Origin of the sequence: Frateuria sp. Soil773, from assembly GCF_001428405.1 — a bacterium.
Taxonomy (GTDB): domain Bacteria; phylum Pseudomonadota; class Gammaproteobacteria; order Xanthomonadales; family Rhodanobacteraceae; genus LMSL01.
In genome coordinates this window covers 516444-534250 of sequence record NZ_LMSL01000039.1, presented here as the reverse complement: position 1 = coordinate 534250, position 17807 = coordinate 516444, and the positions used below count along the sequence as shown (strand labels likewise).

15 protein-coding genes are annotated in these 17807 nt (G+C 69.2%); 10 read left to right on the top strand and 5 right to left on the bottom strand.

Features of this window, described 5'->3' with window-relative positions; translation table 11 throughout:
- Nucleotides 1-108: 108 nt before the first annotated feature.
- Both kbl and tdh read right to left on the bottom strand, forming a co-directional pair.
- On the bottom strand, nt 109-1311 hold the full coding sequence (gene kbl, locus ASG87_RS14310) for a glycine C-acetyltransferase (protein WP_056006435.1): 1203 nt from the start codon (nt 1309-1311) through the stop codon (nt 109-111).
- Between the two features lie 284 nt (nt 1312-1595).
- Nucleotides 1596-2630, bottom strand: coding sequence for an L-threonine 3-dehydrogenase (gene tdh / locus ASG87_RS14305; protein WP_200949107.1), 1035 nt, complete (start codon nt 2628-2630; stop codon nt 1596-1598).
- Between the two features lie 152 nt (nt 2631-2782).
- On the opposite strand from tdh, the gene ASG87_RS14300 reads away from it, so the two are divergent.
- The 9 genes from ASG87_RS14300 to ASG87_RS14260 all read left to right on the top strand — a co-directional run bounded on the left by ASG87_RS14300 (nt 2783) and on the right by ASG87_RS14260 (nt 12321).
- Nucleotides 2783-4942 carry a S46 family peptidase gene (locus ASG87_RS14300; protein WP_056006433.1) on the top strand — a complete coding sequence of 720 codons (2160 nt, stop codon included), beginning with the start codon at nt 2783-2785 and terminating at the stop codon, nt 4940-4942.
- A 463-nt stretch (nt 4943-5405) separates the two neighbouring features.
- Nucleotides 5406-6356: a tRNA (adenosine(37)-N6)-dimethylallyltransferase MiaA gene (gene miaA / locus ASG87_RS14295; RefSeq protein ID WP_056006428.1), complete on the top strand. Its 951-nt coding sequence runs from the start codon at nt 5406-5408 to the stop codon at nt 6354-6356.
- 133 nt (nt 6357-6489) lie between these two features.
- Nucleotides 6490-6759 carry an RNA chaperone Hfq gene (hfq, locus tag ASG87_RS14290; RefSeq protein WP_056006425.1) on the top strand — a complete coding sequence of 90 codons (270 nt, stop codon included), beginning with the start codon at nt 6490-6492 and terminating at the stop codon, nt 6757-6759.
- 191 nt (nt 6760-6950) lie between these two features.
- Entirely contained in the window at nt 6951-8252 is a 1302-nt protein-coding gene (hflX, locus tag ASG87_RS14285; protein ID WP_056006422.1) for a ribosome rescue GTPase HflX, read from the top strand.
- A 182-nt stretch (nt 8253-8434) separates the two neighbouring features.
- On the top strand, nt 8435-9472 hold the full coding sequence (hflK, locus tag ASG87_RS14280; RefSeq protein WP_056006417.1) for an FtsH protease activity modulator HflK: 1038 nt from the start codon (nt 8435-8437) through the stop codon (nt 9470-9472).
- Entirely contained in the window at nt 9469-10332 is an 864-nt protein-coding gene (gene hflC / locus ASG87_RS14275) for a protease modulator HflC (protein WP_056006414.1), read from the top strand. Before hflK ends, hflC begins: the two co-directional genes overlap by 4 nt.
- Nucleotides 10333-10338: 6 nt before the next feature.
- On the top strand, nt 10339-10524 hold the full coding sequence (locus ASG87_RS14270; RefSeq protein ID WP_056006411.1) for a DUF2065 domain-containing protein: 186 nt from the start codon (nt 10339-10341) through the stop codon (nt 10522-10524).
- 76 nt (nt 10525-10600) lie between these two features.
- On the top strand, nt 10601-11893 hold the full coding sequence (locus tag ASG87_RS14265) for an adenylosuccinate synthase (protein ID WP_056006408.1): 1293 nt from the start codon (nt 10601-10603) through the stop codon (nt 11891-11893).
- Between the two features lie 161 nt (nt 11894-12054).
- Nucleotides 12055-12321 (top strand): hypothetical protein, encoded by a 267-nt coding sequence (locus ASG87_RS14260; protein WP_056006406.1) that lies wholly within the window; start codon nt 12055-12057, stop codon nt 12319-12321.
- Between the two features lie 74 nt (nt 12322-12395).
- Here the strand turns inward: ASG87_RS14260 and ASG87_RS14255 are convergent, their stop codons facing one another.
- The 3 genes from ASG87_RS14255 to ASG87_RS14245 are packed head-to-tail and all read right to left on the bottom strand — an operon-like array spanning nt 12396 to nt 14813.
- Nucleotides 12396-12764 carry a hypothetical protein gene (locus tag ASG87_RS14255; RefSeq protein ID WP_056006403.1) on the bottom strand — a complete coding sequence of 123 codons (369 nt, stop codon included), beginning with the start codon at nt 12762-12764 and terminating at the stop codon, nt 12396-12398.
- Between the two features lie 40 nt (nt 12765-12804).
- Nucleotides 12805-13569, bottom strand: a complete 765-nt coding sequence (locus tag ASG87_RS14250; RefSeq protein ID WP_056006400.1) for a LytTR family DNA-binding domain-containing protein — start codon at nt 13567-13569, stop codon at nt 12805-12807.
- The gene (locus ASG87_RS14245; protein WP_056006396.1) at nt 13566-14813 is read right to left on the bottom strand and encodes a histidine kinase; all 1248 of its coding nucleotides are present in this window, start codon (nt 14811-14813) and stop codon (nt 13566-13568) included. The genes ASG87_RS14250 and ASG87_RS14245 overlap by 4 nt, the downstream gene beginning before the upstream one ends.
- Before the next feature lie 302 nt (nt 14814-15115).
- On the opposite strand from ASG87_RS14245, the gene ASG87_RS14240 reads away from it, so the two are divergent.
- Nucleotides 15116-17764 (top strand): M1 family metallopeptidase, encoded by a 2649-nt coding sequence (locus ASG87_RS14240; RefSeq protein ID WP_056006392.1) that lies wholly within the window; start codon nt 15116-15118, stop codon nt 17762-17764.
- Nucleotides 17765-17807: the final 43 nt, after the last annotated feature.

Genomic DNA, 17807 nt, shown 5'->3' with positions numbered 1-17807 from the left:
ACGTGGCGGGTGAGCGAACGACTTTCGCTCACCCTGCCAGTGCTTGGCCGATCACCATTGGCCGATCGGCACCCGGTCGATCACCCCTGGCCGATCACTCCTGGCCGATCACCCCTGGCCGATCACTCCCAGTTGGCGACCGACCTTGGCGAACGCCGCGATCGCGCGGTCCAGGTGCTCGCGTGTGTGGGCGGCGCTCATCTGCGTGCGGATGCGCGCCTGTCCCTGCGGCACCACGGGGTAGAAGAAGCCTGTGACGTAGATGCCTTCCTCCAGCAGCCCGGCCGCCATCGCCTGGGCCTTGGGCGCGTCGTAGATCATCACCGGCACGATCGGATGCACGCCCGGCTTGATGTCGAAGCCGGCGGCGGTCATCTGTTCGCGGAAGTAGCGCGTGTTCTCCTGCACGCGCTGGCGCAGTTCGCCGGCGCTCTCGAGCATGTCGAACACCTTGATCGCCGCGGCGACCACGTGCGGCGGCAGCGAGTTGGAGAACAGGTAGGGGCGCGAACGCTGGCGCAGCAGCTCGATCACTTCCTTCGGGCCGGTGGTGAAGCCGCCCAGCGCGCCGCCCAGCGCCTTGCCCAGCGTGCCGGTGAAGACGTCGATGCGGTCCATCACCCCGTTGACCTCGGCCGAGCCGCGGCCGGTGGCGCCGAGGAAGCCGGTGGCGTGGCACTCGTCGATGTGGACCATCGCGTCGTACTTCTTCGCCAGCGCGGTGATCTGGTCCAGCGGCGCGATGAAGCCGTCCATCGAGAACGAGCCGTCGGAAGTGATCAGCTTGGTGCGCGCGCCGGCCGCGTCGGCGGCCTGCAACTGCTTTTCCAGGTCGGCCATGTCGCAGTTGGCGTAGCGGAAGCGCTTGGCCTTGCACAGGCGGATGCCGTCGATGATCGACGCATGGTTGAGCGCGTCGGAGATGACCGCGTCCTCCTCGCCGAGCAGCGGCTCGTACAGGCCGCCGTTGGCGTCGAAGCAGGCGGCGTAGAGGATGGTGTCCTCGGTGCCGAAGAAGGCGGCGATCTTCGCCTCGAGCTGCTTGTGCAGGTCCTGCGTGCCGCAGATGAAGCGCACCGAGGCCATGCCGAAGCCGTGGCTGTCCAGCGCTTCCTTGGCGGCGGCGATCACCTCGGGGTGGTCGGCCAGTCCCAGGTAGTTGTTGGCGCAGAAGTTGAGCACCCTGCGGCCGCCTTCCAGCTCGATCTCGGCGGATTGCGGCGAGGTGATGACGCGCTCGGCCTTGAACAGGCCCTGCGCGCGGATGGCGTCGAGTTCGCTGGCGTAGCGCGCCTTGGCTGTGTAGCTCATGGGGATTCCGGCGTTGGGCAAAGCGCTATTGTAGGCGTCCCGTCCAGGCCGCGCATGCACGGTGGTGCATGCGCGGCGGTACGGAATCGGTGCGGGCCGAAGTCTGCGCGGGCGGTCCCGCCTTTGTCGCCGATGCCTTCGGCGGTGAGCCGGTCGACGCCGATGGCCGGCGCGCGGCCGTCGCGCTCATGGACGCACAGCCGCTCCGGTTCCAGCCGGAGCGTATTATAAGGATTGAACTGGCACGGTCCCTCGCCGGGCGGGGATCGTGCCTAAGCCTGCGCCTACAGCCAGGAGCAGACGACCTTGCCGCACTGGCCGGCGTCCATCAGGTCGAAGCCCTTCTGGAAGTCGTCGATGTGGATCTGGTGGGTGAGCACCTTCTGCAGCGGGAAGCCGGTGAGCACCATCTGGGTCATCTTGTACCAGGTCTCGTACATCTTGCGGCCGTAGATGCCCTGCAGGGTGAGGCCCTTGAAGATCACCTTGTCCCAGTCGATGCCGGCGCCGCGCGGCATGATGCCGAGCATGGCGATCTTGCCGCCGTGGTACATGCACTCGAGCATGTCACCGAAGGCGCGCGGGTTGCCGCTCATCTCCAGGCCCACGTCGAAGCCTTCGATGTGCAGGTCCTTCACCACGTCCTTCAGCGACTGGTTCGCCACGTTGACCACGCGGGTGGCGCCCATGTCGGCGGCCAGCTTGAGGCGGTAATCGTTGACGTCGGTGACCACCACGTTGCGCGCACCCACGTGCTTGGCGATGCCGGCGGCGATGATGCCGATCGGGCCGGCGCCGGTGATCAGCACGTCCTCGCCGATCAGGTCGAACTCCAGCGCGCAGTGCGCGGCGTTGCCGTAGGGGTCGAAGAACGCGGCCAGCTCGGACGGGATCTGGTCGGGGATCGGCCACAGGTTGGAGGCCGGCATGGTCATGTACTCGGCGAACGCGCCGTTGCGGTTGACGCCGATGCCGATGGTGTTCGGGCACAGATGCTGGCGTCCGGCGCGGCAGTTGCGGCAATGCCCGCAGACGATGTGGCCTTCGGCAGAGACGCGGTCGCCGATCTTGTAGCCGGTGACGCCGGGGCCGATCTCCACGACGCGGCCGACGAACTCGTGGCCGATGGTGAGGCCCGGCTTGATGGTGCGCTGGCTCCACTCGTCCCATTTGTAGATGTGCAGGTCGGTGCCGCAGATCGCGGTCTTCTCCAGCTTGATCAGCACCTCGTTGGGGCCGACCTCGGGCACCGGCACTTCTTCCATCCAGATGCCCTGTTCGGGCTTGCGCTTGACCAGGGCTTTCATCGTCTGCGGCATGGGACATCCATCGGCTGGCCCGCGGTGGCGGGCGGGGAAACCGCAATTATAGGGCGTCGCCGCCGGCGACGGCTTTCGTGCGGTGCAGCGTTGCCGATGCCGCCGCTTCACTCTATGGTCGCAAGTTTTTACGACGACCCCGGAAAAAGCCCATGCACCTGAAAACCACGCTGCTCGGTACGGCCCTGGCCCTGGCCGTGGCTCCCGCCGCCCAGGCCGACGAAGGCATGTGGATGCCGTCGCAACTGCCCGAGATCGGCCCGCAACTGCGCGCGGCGGGCTACCAGGGCGATCCGGCCGGCCTGGCCGACCTCACCCGCGCGCCGCTCAATGCGGTGGTCAAGGTGGGCGGCGCCACCGGCGCCTTCGTCAGCGGCGAGGGGCTGGTGCTCACCAACCACCACGTCGCGTTCGGCGTGATCCAGTACAACAGCAACCCGCAGCGCGACCTGATCCAGGACGGCTACGTCGCCGCCGACCGTTCGCAGGAGCTGCCGGCCAACCCGGATTTCCGCCTGCGCGTCACCACCGGCTTCGAGAAGGTCACCGGCAAGGTGCTGGCCGCCGCCCGCGGCAAGACCGGCCGCGCCTACTACGATGCGGTGGATGCGGCGGGCAAGGCGCTGGTGGCCGAATGCGAGCGCGAGGCCGGCATGCGCTGCAGCGTCGCCAACATGTTCTACGGCAGCGACTTCTACCTGGTGAAGCAACTGGAGCTGCGCGACGTGCGGCTGGTCTACGCGCCGCCGCGCGCGATCGGCAACTACGGCGACGAGGTGGACAACTTCATGTGGCCGCGCCACAGCGGCGACTTCACCGTGCTGCGCGCCTACGTCGGACCGGACGGCAAGCCGGCCGACTACGCCAGGGACAACAAGCCGTACGTGCCGCCGGCGCACCTGCAGGTCGCGTCGCAGGGCGTGAAGGAGGGCGACTTCGTGATGCTCGCCGGCTATCCCGGCATTACCTATCGCCACCGCACCGCGGCCGAGTTCGCCGACCAGGTGCAATGGCGCCTGCCGGCGTCGGTGGCGGTGATGAGGCAGTTGCAGGGCGTGATCGAGGACGCCGGCAAGGCCGACCGGCAGGCGGCGATCCGCTATGCCTCGCAGTTGCAATCCCTGAAGAACGGCATCAAGCGCTACAGCGGCGAGCTGGACGGCCTCAGGCGCAGCGATGCGGCGGCCGTCCGGCGCAAGGACGAGGCCGCCATGCTGGACTGGCTCGGCACGCAGCCCGATGCCGCCGTGCTGCGCCCGCAGATCGACGCCGCGGCGCAGCGCATCGCCGAAGGCAGCGCCACGCGCGAGCGCGACCTGCTGTTCGCGCTGATGCGCTCGCAGACCCAGTTGATGCGCTCGGCGCTCACCCTGCAGCGACGCGCGCACGAACACGCCAAGCCCGATGCCGAGCGCGAGACCGGCTACCAGCAGCGCGACGAGGACCTGATCGCCGGCATGCTGCGCCAGGCGCAGCGGCGCTACGACCCGGCGGTGGAGAAGCGCCTGCTGTCCGCGCTGCTGGGCCGCTACCAGCAGTTGCCGGAAGCGCAGCGCGTGGCGGAGTTCGATGCCGCCTTCGGGCGCACCCCGGCGGCGTTGTCTGCCGCGCTGGACCGCATCTACGCCGGCACGCGGCTGGGCGAGGAGGCGCAGCGCCTGCGCTGGCTGGATGCCGCGCCGGCCGACCTGGCGAAGACCGACGACGCTCTGCTCCGGCTGGCCGCGCAACTGCAGCCGGCGCTGCTGCGCATCGAGGCGCAGCAGAAGGCGCGCGAGGGCGACCTGCTGCGCCTGCGCCCGGCCTACATGCAGGCGCTGGTCGCCTATCGCCGGCAGCAGGGACGTGCGGTCTACCCGGACGCCAATGCCACCCTGCGCGTGAGCTACGGCAAGGTCACCCCGCTGAAGGCGCGCGACGCGGTGAACTACGCGCCGCTCACCAGCACCGCGGGCATCGTCGAGAAGGACACCGGCACGGAGCCGTTCGACGCGCCGAAACCGCTGCTCGACGCCATCGCCAAGGGCGACTACGCCGGTTACCTGGACCCGGCGTCGGGCACGATGCCGGTCAATTTCCTCAGCAACCTCGATACCACCGGCGGCAATTCCGGCTCGCCTGTTCTGAACGCGAAAGGCGAACTGGTGGGGCTCAACTTCGACAGCAACTGGGAGGCGGTCAGCGCCAGCTGGATGTTCGACCCGCGCTACAAGCGCGCGATCCACGTGGACATGCGCTACATGCGCTGGCTGATGGACAAGGTCTATCCGGCGCCTCGCCTGCTCAGGGAGCTGGGCGTGCCGGCGGAGTGAGGCGGATGCTAGGCCTGCCCGGCCGTGGCTGGGCGGCCGTTTCCGCGCCCGGCGCGCCGGCGATTGCGGCGCAGGGCGCGGAATGGCGGGCGTTCTACAGCAGTTGGGCGCGCAGCGTGGTGTAGACCAGCGCGAACGCGATGCTGATCGCGATGCAGACGGCAAACCAGAACTCGTAGTTGTTCTTGTGCCAGATGGGTGGTGGTGTGGTCATGGTTGCCCCCTTGCCGAACATTGGCCGATCCGTCGCAAGGTGTATGCATCATGGATGCCAGCCGCTTTCGCCACTCTGCCGGGATGGCGGGGATGTGATGCCGAACGGGCTTGCTGTCTGCCTCGGGTCACATAAAGCCGTGTCCGGCGGCTCCGCGTCCCGCGCGAAGCGACGGCGGAAAAACTGTAACGCCGGTGCAACAGGTTGTATCTGACGTGGAACGGCACATGGATTGCCTACAATGTGTCCATGCCGGTCGATCAACGTCCACCCGCCATCTTCCTGATGGGACCCACCGCCTCGGGCAAGACCGCGCTGGCGTGCGCGCTGCGCGAGCGTTTTGCGCTGGAACTGCTCAGCGTCGATTCGGCGCTGGTCTACCGCGGCCTGGACATCGGCAGCGCCAAGCCGGATGCGGCGACCCTGGCGGCGCATCCGCATGCGCTGATCGACATCCGCGATCCGGCCGAACCGTATTCGGCCGCGGATTTCCGCGACGACGCCATGGCCGCGATGCGGCAGGTCACGGAACGGGGCAGGGTGCCGCTGCTGGTGGGCGGCACCGGCCTGTATTTCCGTGCGCTGCAGCAAGGGCTTTCGAACCTGCCCGAGGCCAGCCCGTCGATCCGCGAACGGCTCGCCGGCGAGGCATCGGTGCAGGGATGGCCCGCGCTGCACGCCCGGCTGGCGCGGCTCGACCCGGCCGCGGCCGCGCGGATCGGCGGCAACGACGCCCAGCGCATCCAGCGCGCGCTGGAGGTGATCGAGCTGACCGGCAGGCCCCTGTCCGAGCAGCAGCAGGGCGGCCCCGGCGTGCGCTTCCCCTGGCGGGTGCTCAAGCTGGCCCTGTTGCCGGCGGCGCGCGGAGCGCTGCACGAGCGGATCGCCGCGCGTTTCGACCAGATGCTTGCCGCCGGTTTCCTCGACGAGGTGCGCGCGCTGCGCGCGCGCGGCGACCTGCATGCGGACCTGCCGGCGATCCGCGCGGTGGGCTATCGCCAGGCGTGGGAGCACCTCGACGGCCGCATCGATGCCGCCGCTTTCCGCGACAAGGGGGTCTTCGCCACCCGCCAACTGGCCAAGCGGCAGATCACCTGGCTGCGCGGCGAGCTGGACGCGCGCGTGCTGGACCCCGAGCAGCCCCGGCTGCAGGAGCGGGCGACCGCCGCCTTGCGCCTGTTCCTCGGCGCCCCCATCTAGAGGGCCGCGAAGATGGGAAGGGCGTCGCTTTCCTTCTTTCATCAGCCATTTAAAAGCGGTTAACATCCCTTCGAATTAGGCCGGGCGCCGCGTGCGTTTTTATCCGGCCTGTCCGCAGCGAGGGGGAAGAACAATGTCCAAAGGGCAGTCATTGCAAGATCCATTTCTGAACGCACTGCGCCGGGAACGCGTCCCGGTTGCCATCTACCTGGTCAACGGCATCAAGCTGCAGGGAACGATCGAATCGTTCGACCAGTTCGTCGTGCTGCTGCGCAACCAGGTGAGCCAGATGGTCTACAAGCACGCCATCTCCACGGTGGTCCCGAGCCGCAACGTGCGCATGGGCAACGGCCACGACGGCCATGCCGACGCGCACCCCGCATCCGCCGAGGCGGAAGGCTGATCAAGGGTGTGACGGTTGCGCCGGCCGCTTTCCCCCGACGATCGGCGGGAGCGGCCGGCGGAGCGGGCCTGCTTGTCCGTGGCGCGGCGTGATTACCCGGTCGTGTATCGACGTACACGTCCCCGTTCCACTTCGCGCCGCGGGCCAGCGGTTCCGTGCGCGACCCAACCGGCAGAGGCCGTCACAACCTAGTGTTCGATAGACAGAAGAAAGGCGAGCGCGCCGTCCTGGTCCTGCCGCATTCGCGCGGCGAAGGCGACGCGGCGCGTCGCGCGGCGGAATTCGCCGAGCTGGTGAAATCGGCCGGAGCCGAGGTGCTGGGAAGCATCGCGGCCCGCGTCGAGGCGCCCAATCCCCGCTACTACATCGGTACCGGCAAGGCCGACGAGGTGGCCGAGATGGCCCGTGCGCTGGAGGCGGACCTGGTCCTGGTCGACCATCTGCTCACCCCGGTGCAGGAGCGCAACCTCGAGAAGCACCTCGGCATCCGCGTGGTCGACCGCGCCGGCCTGATCCTGGACATCTTCGCCCAGCGCGCCCGCTCGCACGAAGGCAAGCTGGAAGTGGAACTGGCCCAGCTCAAGCACCTGGCTACCCGGCTGGTGCGCGGCTGGACCCACCTGGATGCCCAGCGCGGCGGCGCGATCGGCAACCGCGGCCCCGGCGAGACCCAGTTGGAAACCGACCGCCGCCTGCTGGCCGAGCGGGTGAAGATGCTCACCAAGAGGCTGGAGAAGGTGCAGACCCAGCGCGGCCAGCAGCGCCGCGCGCGGCTGCGCAACACGGTGCCGCGGGTGGCCCTGGTCGGCTACACCAATGCCGGCAAGTCGACCCTGTTCAACGCGCTGACCGCTGGCGCGGTCTATGCCGCCGACCAGTTGTTCGCGACGCTCGATCCCACCGTGCGCCGGCTGGACGACCTGGCCTGCGGCCCGGCCGTGGTGGCCGACACGGTCGGCTTCATCCGCGAGCTGCCGCACGACCTGGTGGCGGCGTTCCGCGGCACCCTGGCCGAGGCGCGCGACGCCGACCTGCTGCTGCACGTATGCGACGCCGCCGACGAGGAGCGAGAGCGCCTGCGCGGCGTGGTCGACCAGGTGCTCGACGAGATCGACGCCGGCGACCTGCCGCAACTGCAGGTGATGAACAAGATCGATCTGGCCGGCAGCGAGCCGCGCATCGTCCGCGACGGCGAGGGGTGCCCGGTCCAGGTATGGCTGTCCGCCGCCACCGGCGCCGGCCTGGACCTGCTGCGCCAGGCGTTGGGCGAACTGCTCGGCGGCGAACGGGTGCAATCGGAGCTGCAACTGCCGCTGTCGGCCGGGCGGCTGCATGCGCGCCTGCGCGCCGCCGGGGCGATCGCCAGCGAGGACGTGGACGAGCATGGCTGGCGGCTGCGCATCGATGCCCCGCGCAGCGTGATCGCGCCGCTGCGCGGCGGCAGCTCGGCCGAGGCGGACCTGCTGCGCGGCTTGCTCGGCCCGGCCGAATAGGCGCGCCCGGCTGGCGGCTCGGATAGGCCCCGGCCAGCGGCTCTGTTAGAATGTCGCCGTTTGTGCCGCTCTTCTTCCCGCGCGGCGCATGGGCCACCGAACCGTCGCGCATGTGCAATTCCTTCCAACGCAATTTCCGGCCGAAACCGCCGGCCTCCCAGCCGCTTCAAGGAGACTGAGCCATGGCCTGGAACGAACCCGGTAACGGACAGCGCGACCCCTGGAACAAGAACCGCCAGGGCGCCAGGCCCGGCCTGGACGACACGCTGAAGAAGCTGCGGGCCCACCTCGGCAGGTTCGGCGGCGGCCCGGGCGGCATCCTCACCATCGTCGTGGCCCTGCTGCTGGCCTGGCTGCTGCTCAGCAGCTACACCATCATCGGCGCCAACCAGGCCGGCGTGGTGCTGCGCTTCGGCCAGTACTCGCGCATCCTGGCGCCGGGCTTCCACTTCAAGCTGCCGCAGCCGCTCGAGTCGGTGCGCAAGGTCGAGACCACCCGCGTGCGCTCGGTGTCCGACAGCGTGCGCATGCTGACCAGCGACGAGAACATCATCGCGATCGACTTCACCGTGCAGTACCAGGCCGCCGACGCGCGCAAGTACCTGTACTCGCTGAGCGACGCCGACGGCACCCTGGGCGCCGCGGCCGAGGCCGCCGTGCGCTCGGTGATCGGCCACAGCACGATGGACCAGATCCTCTCCGGCGAGGGCACCACCCTGGTCGCGCAGGCGCGCCAGGTGCTGCAGCAGACGCTGGACGGCTACGACTCCGGCCTGATGGTCACCGAGGTCAGCTTCCAGAACGTGGCGCCGCCGGCCGAGGTCAAGGATGCCTTCGACGACGTCAACAAGGCCCGCGAAGACAAGCAAAGCACCGAGAACAGCGCCCAGGCCTACGCCAACAAGGTGGTGCCGATCGCCCGCGGCGAGGCGGCGCGCATCGCGCAGGAGGCCGAGGGCTACAAGGCCGAGCGCATCGCCCGCGCGCAGGGCGACACCGAGCGCTTCAACCTGCTGCTGAAGGAATACAAGGCCGCGCCGGAAGTCACCCGCCGCCGCCTGTGGCTGGAGACGATGGAACAGGTGCTGGCCAACAACCCGAAGGTGATCGACGGTTCCGGCGGTCGCAACATCATCAACCTGCCGGCCGCGCGCACCGACCTGGCGCCGGCCGCGGCCGCCGCCACCGATGACGCCGCTGGCAAGGAGGGCACGCCATGAAGATCGCCTGGATCGTCCTCGCCGTGGTGCTCGTCCTGCTGGGCGTCAACAGCGCCTTCGTGGTGAGCGAGGGACAGAGCGCGATGCTGCTGCAGTTCGGCCGCATCGTGCGCGCCGACTACCGGCCCGGCCTGCACTTCAAGGTGCCGCTGCTGCAGGACGTGATGCGCTTCGACAACCGCATCCTCGAGCTGGACGCGCCGCCGGAGCGCTACTTCACCTCGGAGAAGAAGAGCGTCAACGTCGACTTCTACGTGAAGTGGCGGATCGCCGACAACGCCGCCTACTACCGCGCCACCAGCGGCGACCAGACCCTGGCGGTGCAGCGCCTCACCCCGATCGTCAAGGACGGCCTGCGCTTCGAGTTCAACTCGCGCACGCTGCAGGAGCTGATCGCCGGCGGCCGCAAGGACATCACCGTGCGCGTGCGCCAGCAGACCGACGCCTCGGCACGCAAGAACCTCGGCATCGCGGTGGTCGACGTGCGCATCAAGCGCATCGACCTGCCCGACGAGGTGAGCGAATCGGTCTACAAGCGCATGCGCGCCGAGCGCCTGCAACTGGCCAACGAGCTGCGCTACACCGGCCAGGAGGCCGCCGAGAAGATCCAGGCCGACGCCGACCGCCAGGGCCAGGTGCTGCGCGCCGACGCCGAGCGCGACGCGGCCAAGGTGCGCGGCGACGGCGACGCGCAGGCCGCGGCGATCTACGCCCAGGCCTATGGCCAGGATCCGGAATTCTTCGCCTTCAACCGCAGCATGGCCGCGTACCGCAAGTCGTTCGCGGACGGCAAGGGCGTGCTGGTGCTGAAGCCGGATGCCGAGTTCCTGCGCTATTTCAACGACGCCTCGAAGAAGTAGGCCGCGATGCCGCACGACCTGTCCGCCGCGCTGTGCCTGGTGCTGGTGATCGAGGGCCTGGTGCTGTTCGCGATGCCGCGCAACTGGCAGGGCATGATGCGCGAGGCGCTGAAGCTCGATCCGCGCACCTTGCGCCTGTTCGGCGCCGGCGCGATGGTGGTCGGCCTGGTCGTGCTGCGGCTGGTGCACTGAATCCGGCGCCGGTCGCCGTCCTGTTTGTGTTTACTGCGCTCCCCCGCGGAGCCCTCCAATAACGAGCGAGAAGATCATGGGCAAGTCAGTCGTAATCCTTGGCGCGCAATGGGGCGACGAAGGCAAGGGCAAGATCGTCGATCTGCTGACCGAGCGCGTCAGCGCGGTGGCGCGTTTCCAGGGCGGCCACAATGCCGGCCACACGCTGGTGATCAAGGGCAAGAAGACCGTGCTGCACCTGATCCCCTCGGGCATCCTGCGCGAGGACGCGCAGTGCCTGATCGGCAACGGCGTGGTGCTGTCGCCGGAGGCGCTGATCAGCGAGATCGCCGAGCTGGAGGCCAACGGCGTGGACGTGCGCTCGCGCGTCAAAATCAGCCCGGCCACGCCGCTGATCATGCCGTACCACATCGCGGTGGATAAGGCGCGCGAGATCGCCGCCGGCGGCAAGGCCATCGGCACCACCGGCCGCGGCATCGGCCCGGCCTACGAGGACAAGGTCGCCCGCCGTTCGATCCGCGTGGCCGACCTGATGTACCCGCACGAGCTGCCGGCGCTGCTGAAGACCGCGGTGGAGTACCACAACTTCATCCTCACCCAGTGGCTGAAGGCCGAGCCGGTGGACTACGACACCGTGCTGAAGGATGCGCTGGCCTGGGGCGAGTACATCCGCCCGCTGGTGGACGACGTCGCCACCATCCTGCACGACGTGCGCAAGGAGGGCGGCAACATCCTGTACGAAGGCGCGCAGGGCGCGCTGCTGGACATCGACCACGGCACCTATCCGTACGTCACCTCGTCCAACACCACCGTCGGCGGCGCGCTGGCCGGCACCGGCGTGGGCGCGCAGGACATCGATTACGTGCTCGGCATCTGCAAGGCCTACGCCACGCGCGTCGGCAGCGGCCCGTTCCCGACCGAGCTGAACGACGACATGGGCGAGCTGCTGCGCAAGAAGGGCAACGAGTTCGGCGCCAGCACCGGCCGCCCGCGCCGCTGCGGCTGGATCGACCTGGTCGCCCTCAAGCGCGCCACCCAGATCAACGGCATCAACGGCCTGGCCATCACCAAGCTCGACGTGCTCGACGGCCTGGACACGGTCAAGGTGTGCATCGCCTACGAATACCGCGGCAAGCGCCGCGAGCTGGCGCCGCTGGACGCCGACGGCTGGGACGAGTGCAAGCCGGTGTACCTGGAGTTCCCGGGCTGGCAGGAATCCACCGCCGGCATCCGCGAGTGGGACAAGCTCCCGCCCGCCGCCCGCGCCTACCTGCGCGCGGTCGAGGAACTCTCCGGCTGCAAGCTGGCCCTGGTCGCCACCGGCGCCGACCGCGACGACACCATCGTGCTGGACGATCCGTTCGCCTGATCGCCGTTCCGCCGCTGCTGTCCTGACGAAGAAAGCCCCGCATTGCGGGGCTTTCTTCGTTGGGCGGCCTCGCATGCCGCCCGGAGGACGCGGCCTTGACCCGCGCTTCGCATTTCCGACGCTATGTTCCGGCGGAAACAGGTCTCGCCGAGGATCCGCACATGGCCGACGAACATGCGAAGACTCCCGCCGACCATGTCGGCGACACGCTGACGCAGCTCAAGGAGATGCGCCACTACTCCAAGAACAACGTGGAGGCGCTGACCGCCGCGTGGCTGCTGTTCGACGGCGAGCTGTCCAAGCTGAAGCAGGCCGAAAAGCTTGCCGACCTGATGGATCGCCAGGGACAGTTGCACGAGGCGCTGGAAACGGCGATCGCCGAGCTGGAGGAGGTGCTGGCGAAGATGCAGCCGGAGCCGGAAGCATGATCGCTTGCGTGGCGGCAGGGATCTCCGCGGCGGCTTGAGGCTCGATGCAGGACGGGGCTCCCGTGCCCTGCGTTTCAGCCTTGCCGGCGGTCCGGGCGCAGGCAGTCGCCCGTCATCGGTTTCGCTTCCTCCGTCACGCAGAGCCTGAAGTCGGCGGGCAGGCCGGCGAGGTCCTGCGCGCTACCGGCGCGCAGCGCGAACTGCCTGAACGGTGCGATGGCGCAGGGGCCGGCGGCGGGGCAGTCGCGGTCGAACAGCGCGTAGTGGCAGCTGCCGGTGCTGCTGCCGATGCAGTCGAAGCTGGCGCGGCGGTCGAGCATGTGCACGCGGCTGTAGACCAGGTCGATGCCGCCGGCGGTGGTGCGCTGGACGACGGTGCGGCCGGGGCGGTCGCAGCCGGCCAGGGCAAGGATGAAGTACAGCAGGGCGACGAGCTGGTACATCGGACACCTCGCGGATGGGGCGGTGGGGGCCGCCCGCGCGTTACATGTTGCGGAAGATCGCCATGAAGGGCTGGCTGACGGTGAGGGTTTCCGGGCGCTGCTTCAGCCGCAGCGTGCCCTTGCCGCTGTCGTCGCGGATCACCGCCGCGATCGCCCTGAGATTGACGATGGTGGAGCGGTGGATCTGCTTGAAATGGGTCGGGTCGAGCGCGCCGAGCAGTTCGCGGATGGACTTGCGCAGCAGCGTCTCGCCCTCGGCGGTCATCGCCACGGTGTACTTGTTGTCGGCGCGGAAGTAGGCCACATCGTCCACCATGACCAGCCGGGTTTCGCGGCCGGCGCTGGCGGTGATCCAGGTCAGCGCCGGCGCGTTCGCCGCCGGCAGGCTGCCGAGCTGGCGCAGCAGGGCGGCCAGCCCTTCGGCGTCGATCGCGCCGCTGGCGCCGCGCGCCTGGAGGCGCTGTATGGTGGCGGCGAGGCGCTCGGTGGAGATCGGTTTGAGCAGGTAGTCGATGGCGCCGCGCTCGAAGGCGTCCACCGCGTACTGGTCGTAGGCGGTGGTGAACACGATCTGCGTGGCCGGGCTGGCTTCCGCGCTGGCGCTGGCCACTTCCAGCCCGGTGAGGCCGGGCATGCGGATGTCGAGGAAGGCCACGTCGGGGCGATGCTCGACGATCGCCTCCAGCGCGCCGGCGCCGTCCTCGCACTCGGCGACGATCTCCAGTTGCGGCCAGGCGTCCCGCAACAGGTCGACCAGCGCGCGGCGCAGCAGCGGTTCGTCCTCGGCGACGATGGCGCGGGTCATGGCGTGGCTCCGAAGCTGGCGGGCACGGTGATCGTGGCGGCGACGCCGCAGGGCATGTTGGCGACCACGGCGAGCGAGGCGCGGCCGCCGTAGATCAGGTGCAGGCGTTCGCGCACGTTCTTCAGGCCGATGCCGGTGCCGCCGCTCTGGTTGCCGAAGCCCTGGCCGTCGTCGGCCACGGTGACCGCGATGGCGTCGCCGTCGCGGCGTGCGTGGATCCACACGGTGCCGCCGCTGGGCTTGGGTTCCAGCCCGTGCTTGATCGCGTTCTCCACCAGGGTCTGCAGCATCATCGGCGGCAGCGGGGTGGCGCGCAGCGGCTCGGCCACGTCGAGCTGCAGGCCGAGCCGCGCGCCCATGCGGATCTTCAGGATCTCCAGGTAGGCGCGCGCGCGCTCCAGTTCGTCGCCCAGGGTGGACAGCGCGTTCTCCGCGCTGGGCAGCGAGTGGCGCAGGTAGGCGATCAGGTGGCCGAGCATGTCGTCAGCCTGCGCCGGGTTGCTGCGGGTGAGGTATTGCGCACTGGCCAGCGTGTTGTAGAGGAAGTGCGGCTCCACCTGCGCCTGCAGCAGGCTCAGCCGGGCCACGGTGAGCTCCTTCTCGGTGGCGGTCTGCGCGCTGGCCTGCTGTTCGTTGCGGCGGCGCTCGGCGACGCGGCGGGCGACCGCGCGGGCGATCGCTTCGGCGTTTTCCAGGTTGCTGCCGTCGTCGACGCGGAACCAGTCGCTCCAGGCGCCGCTTTCCGGCTCGCAGATCAGGGTGACGCTGCCGGTGCCGTTGACCGGCGTCACCGTGGCGAGGATCTGGTTGCGCACGCTGCTGCCGGACAGCGGCGAGCGGTTGAAGCGTTCGAGCAGGCCCTCGCCGCGGATGGCCGGGCGGCGCACCTTGGCGCGTATCTGCAGGCTGTCGCGCGCGCTTTCGATCTCCTCGCTGCGCGGCAGCTCGCGGATGGCCGCGTCGAGCAGGTCGAACGCCTCGCCGGCCTCGAACGGAATCTCGATCTGCCGCCGCTGCCGGTTGGCCAGGGTGCCGCTGTCGACGTGGCCGGCGATCAGGCGGATCCGGCGCAGGTGCGAGAACACGCTGGCGACGACGAAGACCAGCGTGATGCAGGCGACGAAGAAGATCGGCAGCCCGAAGCGGCCGATGATCGGGATCGTGGACCAGAACAGCGCCAGCACGAAGAACGCCGCCACCCACGCCAGCACGATGCGAACGACGAAGAAGAAGCTCTTGATCACGGGGGTTCCGGCTGGGTTCTGGGTTGTCGCAGAGCATAGCGAGCGGCGCGGCGGGCTTGGCCGTCGCTGCGACGAAACCGGCCCTGGCGCGACGGAACCGGGCCGGACCGGAGCGAAATGGCCCGTCTGGCCGGAAATCCGGCAGGCATGACTTCCGGCCGTGTCTCGGCGATGGCGTTGGGCTCCACTATCACGGGCAGAGTACGCCCTGGATACGTCCGGGCGCGCACCGCGGGGAATCCATCGTCCAATCGCCCGGCCCCACGTTCCGGCCGGGCAGGTTCATCTTCTAAGGAGAGGTCATGCGTCGTTATCTCGTTTCCGCCATTGCATTGGCGCTTGCCGGGGCTTCCGTCACGGGCATGGCGGCAACGCCGGCAGCGGCGCAGGCCGAACTGGCCACCACCCAGTTGCCGCGCGCGGTGCGGCCCTCGCACTACGAGGTGGCGGTGACGCCCCATGCCGACAAGCTGAGCTTCGACGGCAAGGTGACGGTGACGGTGGACGTGCTGAAGCCGACCGCCAGCATCACCCTCAACGCGATCGACATGACCTTCTCCTCGGTGCGGCTGGCGCCGGCCGACGGCAAGGCGGCCCTGGCGGCCCCCAAGGTGAGCGTGGATGCCAGGGCGCAGACCGCCACCTTCACCTTCGGCAAGCCGATCGCGCCGGGCACCTACAAGCTGTCGATGGACTACACCGGCCGGATCGGCACCCAGGCCAACGGCCTGTTTGCGATCGACTACGACACCAAGGACGGCAAGAAGCGCGCGCTGTACACCCAGTTCGAGAACTCCGACGCGCGCCGCTTCATCCCCTCGTGGGACGAGCCGGCGTACAAGGCGACCTTCGACCTCAGCGCGACCGTGCCCGCCGGCGAGATGGCGGTGAGCAACATGCCGGTGGCGTCGACGACCGCGCTGGGCAACGGCCTGTCGAAGATCACCTTCCAGACCTCGCCGAAGATGTCCACCTACCTGCTGTTCTTCGGCCTGGGCGACTTCGATCGCGCCACCGCCAAGGCGGACGGCACCGAGATCGGTGTGATCACGCAGAAGGGCAAGAGCGACCAGGCCGCCTTCGCGCTGGAGTCGTCCAGCGCGGTGCTGAAGGAATACAACGACTATTTCGGCGTGCCGTACCCGCTGCCCAAGCTGGACAACATCGCCTCGCCGGGCAGCAGCCAGTTCTTCTCGGCGATGGAGAACTGGGGCGCGATCTACACCTTCGAGTACGCGCTGCTGCTCGACCCGTCGATCTCCACCCAGCGCGACCGGGAGAACGTGTTCGGCGTCGCCGCGCACGAGATGGCGCACCAGTGGTTCGGCGACCTGGTGACGATGCGCTGGTGGGACGACCTGTGGCTGAACGAGGGCTTCGCCTCGTGGATGGCCGCGCGCACCACCGAGAAGCTGCACCCGGAATGGAACACCTCGCTCGACGCGGTGGGCACGCGCGAAGGCGCCATGTCGCGCGACGCGGTCGCCACCACGCACCCGGTGGTGCAGCACGTGGAGACGGTGGAGCAGGCCAGCCAGGCGTTCGACGCCATCACCTATTCCAAGGGCGAGGCGGTGATCAACATGCTGGAGGCCTACGTCGGCCCCGACGCCTGGCGCCAGGGCGTGCGCAACTACATCAAGGCGCACGCCTACGGCAACACCGTGTCCGACGACCTTTGGAAGGCGATGGACGGCGTGGCCGGCGGCAAGCCGATCACCCAGGTGGCGCACGACTTCACGCTGCAGCCGGGCGTGCCGCTGATCAAGGTGGACGCCGCCGCGTGCAGCAACGGCACGACCACCATCAAGCTCACCCAGGGCGAGTTCACCAAGGACCGTCCGGGCAAGAAGCCGCTGCGCTGGCACGTGCCGGTGAACGCGCAGGTGGTCGGCCATGCCGTCGCCAGCACCCTGGTGGACGGCCAGGCCACGATGAAGCTCGAAGGCTGCGGCCCGGTGCTGGTCAACGCCGGCCAGAGCGGCTACTACCGCACGCTGTACGCGCCGGCGCAGTTCGCGGCGCTGAAGGGCGTGTTCCACGGGCTTGCGCCGATCGACCAACTGGGCGTGATGGGCGACACCTGGTCGCAGGGCATGGCCGGCCTGCAGCCGGTGTCCGACATCCTCGACCTGGCCCGCGACACGCCGGCCGACGCCGCGCCGGAGATCTGGGCCGAAGTGGCCGGCAACTTCGGGGCGCTGGACAACTACTACCGCGGCGACAAGGCCCGGCAGGAACGCTTCCGCGCCTTCGCCGTCAAGCAGCTCAAGCCGGTGTTCGCGCGGCTGGGCTGGGAGGCGAAGAAGGACGAGCGCACTTCCACCACGCTGCTGCGCACCGAGCTGATCGGCACGCTGGCGGAACTGGGCGACAAGGACATGCTGGCCGAGGTGCGCCGCCGCTACGACGCGCAGGCCACCGACCCGAAGGCGGTGCCGGCGGAGCTGCGCAAGACCATCATGTCGATCGTGGCGGTCCACGCCGACGCGGCCACCTGGGACAAGCTGCACGAGCAGGCCAAGGCGGAGAAGACCCCGCTGATCAAGGACCGCCTGTACGGCATGCTGGGCCTGGCCGAGGACGAGTCGCTGGCCAAGCGTGCGCTGGAGCTGGCGCTCACCGACGAGCCGGGCGCCACCAACAGCGCCGGCATGATCGGCACGGTCGGCTACCGCCATCCGGAACTGGCCTACGACTTCGCCATGGCGCACCGCGCCCAGGTGGACAAGCTGGTCGATTCCACCTCCAGCAGCCGCTACTACCCGGCGCTCGGCAGCAGCTCCTCGCAGCCGTCGATGATCGACAAGATCAAGGCCTACGAGCAGACCATCGCGCCTACCTCGCGCCGTGCCGCGGAAACCGTCATCGCCAACATCAAGTACCGCATGATGGTGCGCGAGAAGCGGCTGCCGGCGGTCGACGCGTGGCTGCAGAAGCACGGCGGCTGATCTTCCGGCCGCCCGCCGCGCAAGCGGCCGTGAAAGGAGAGAG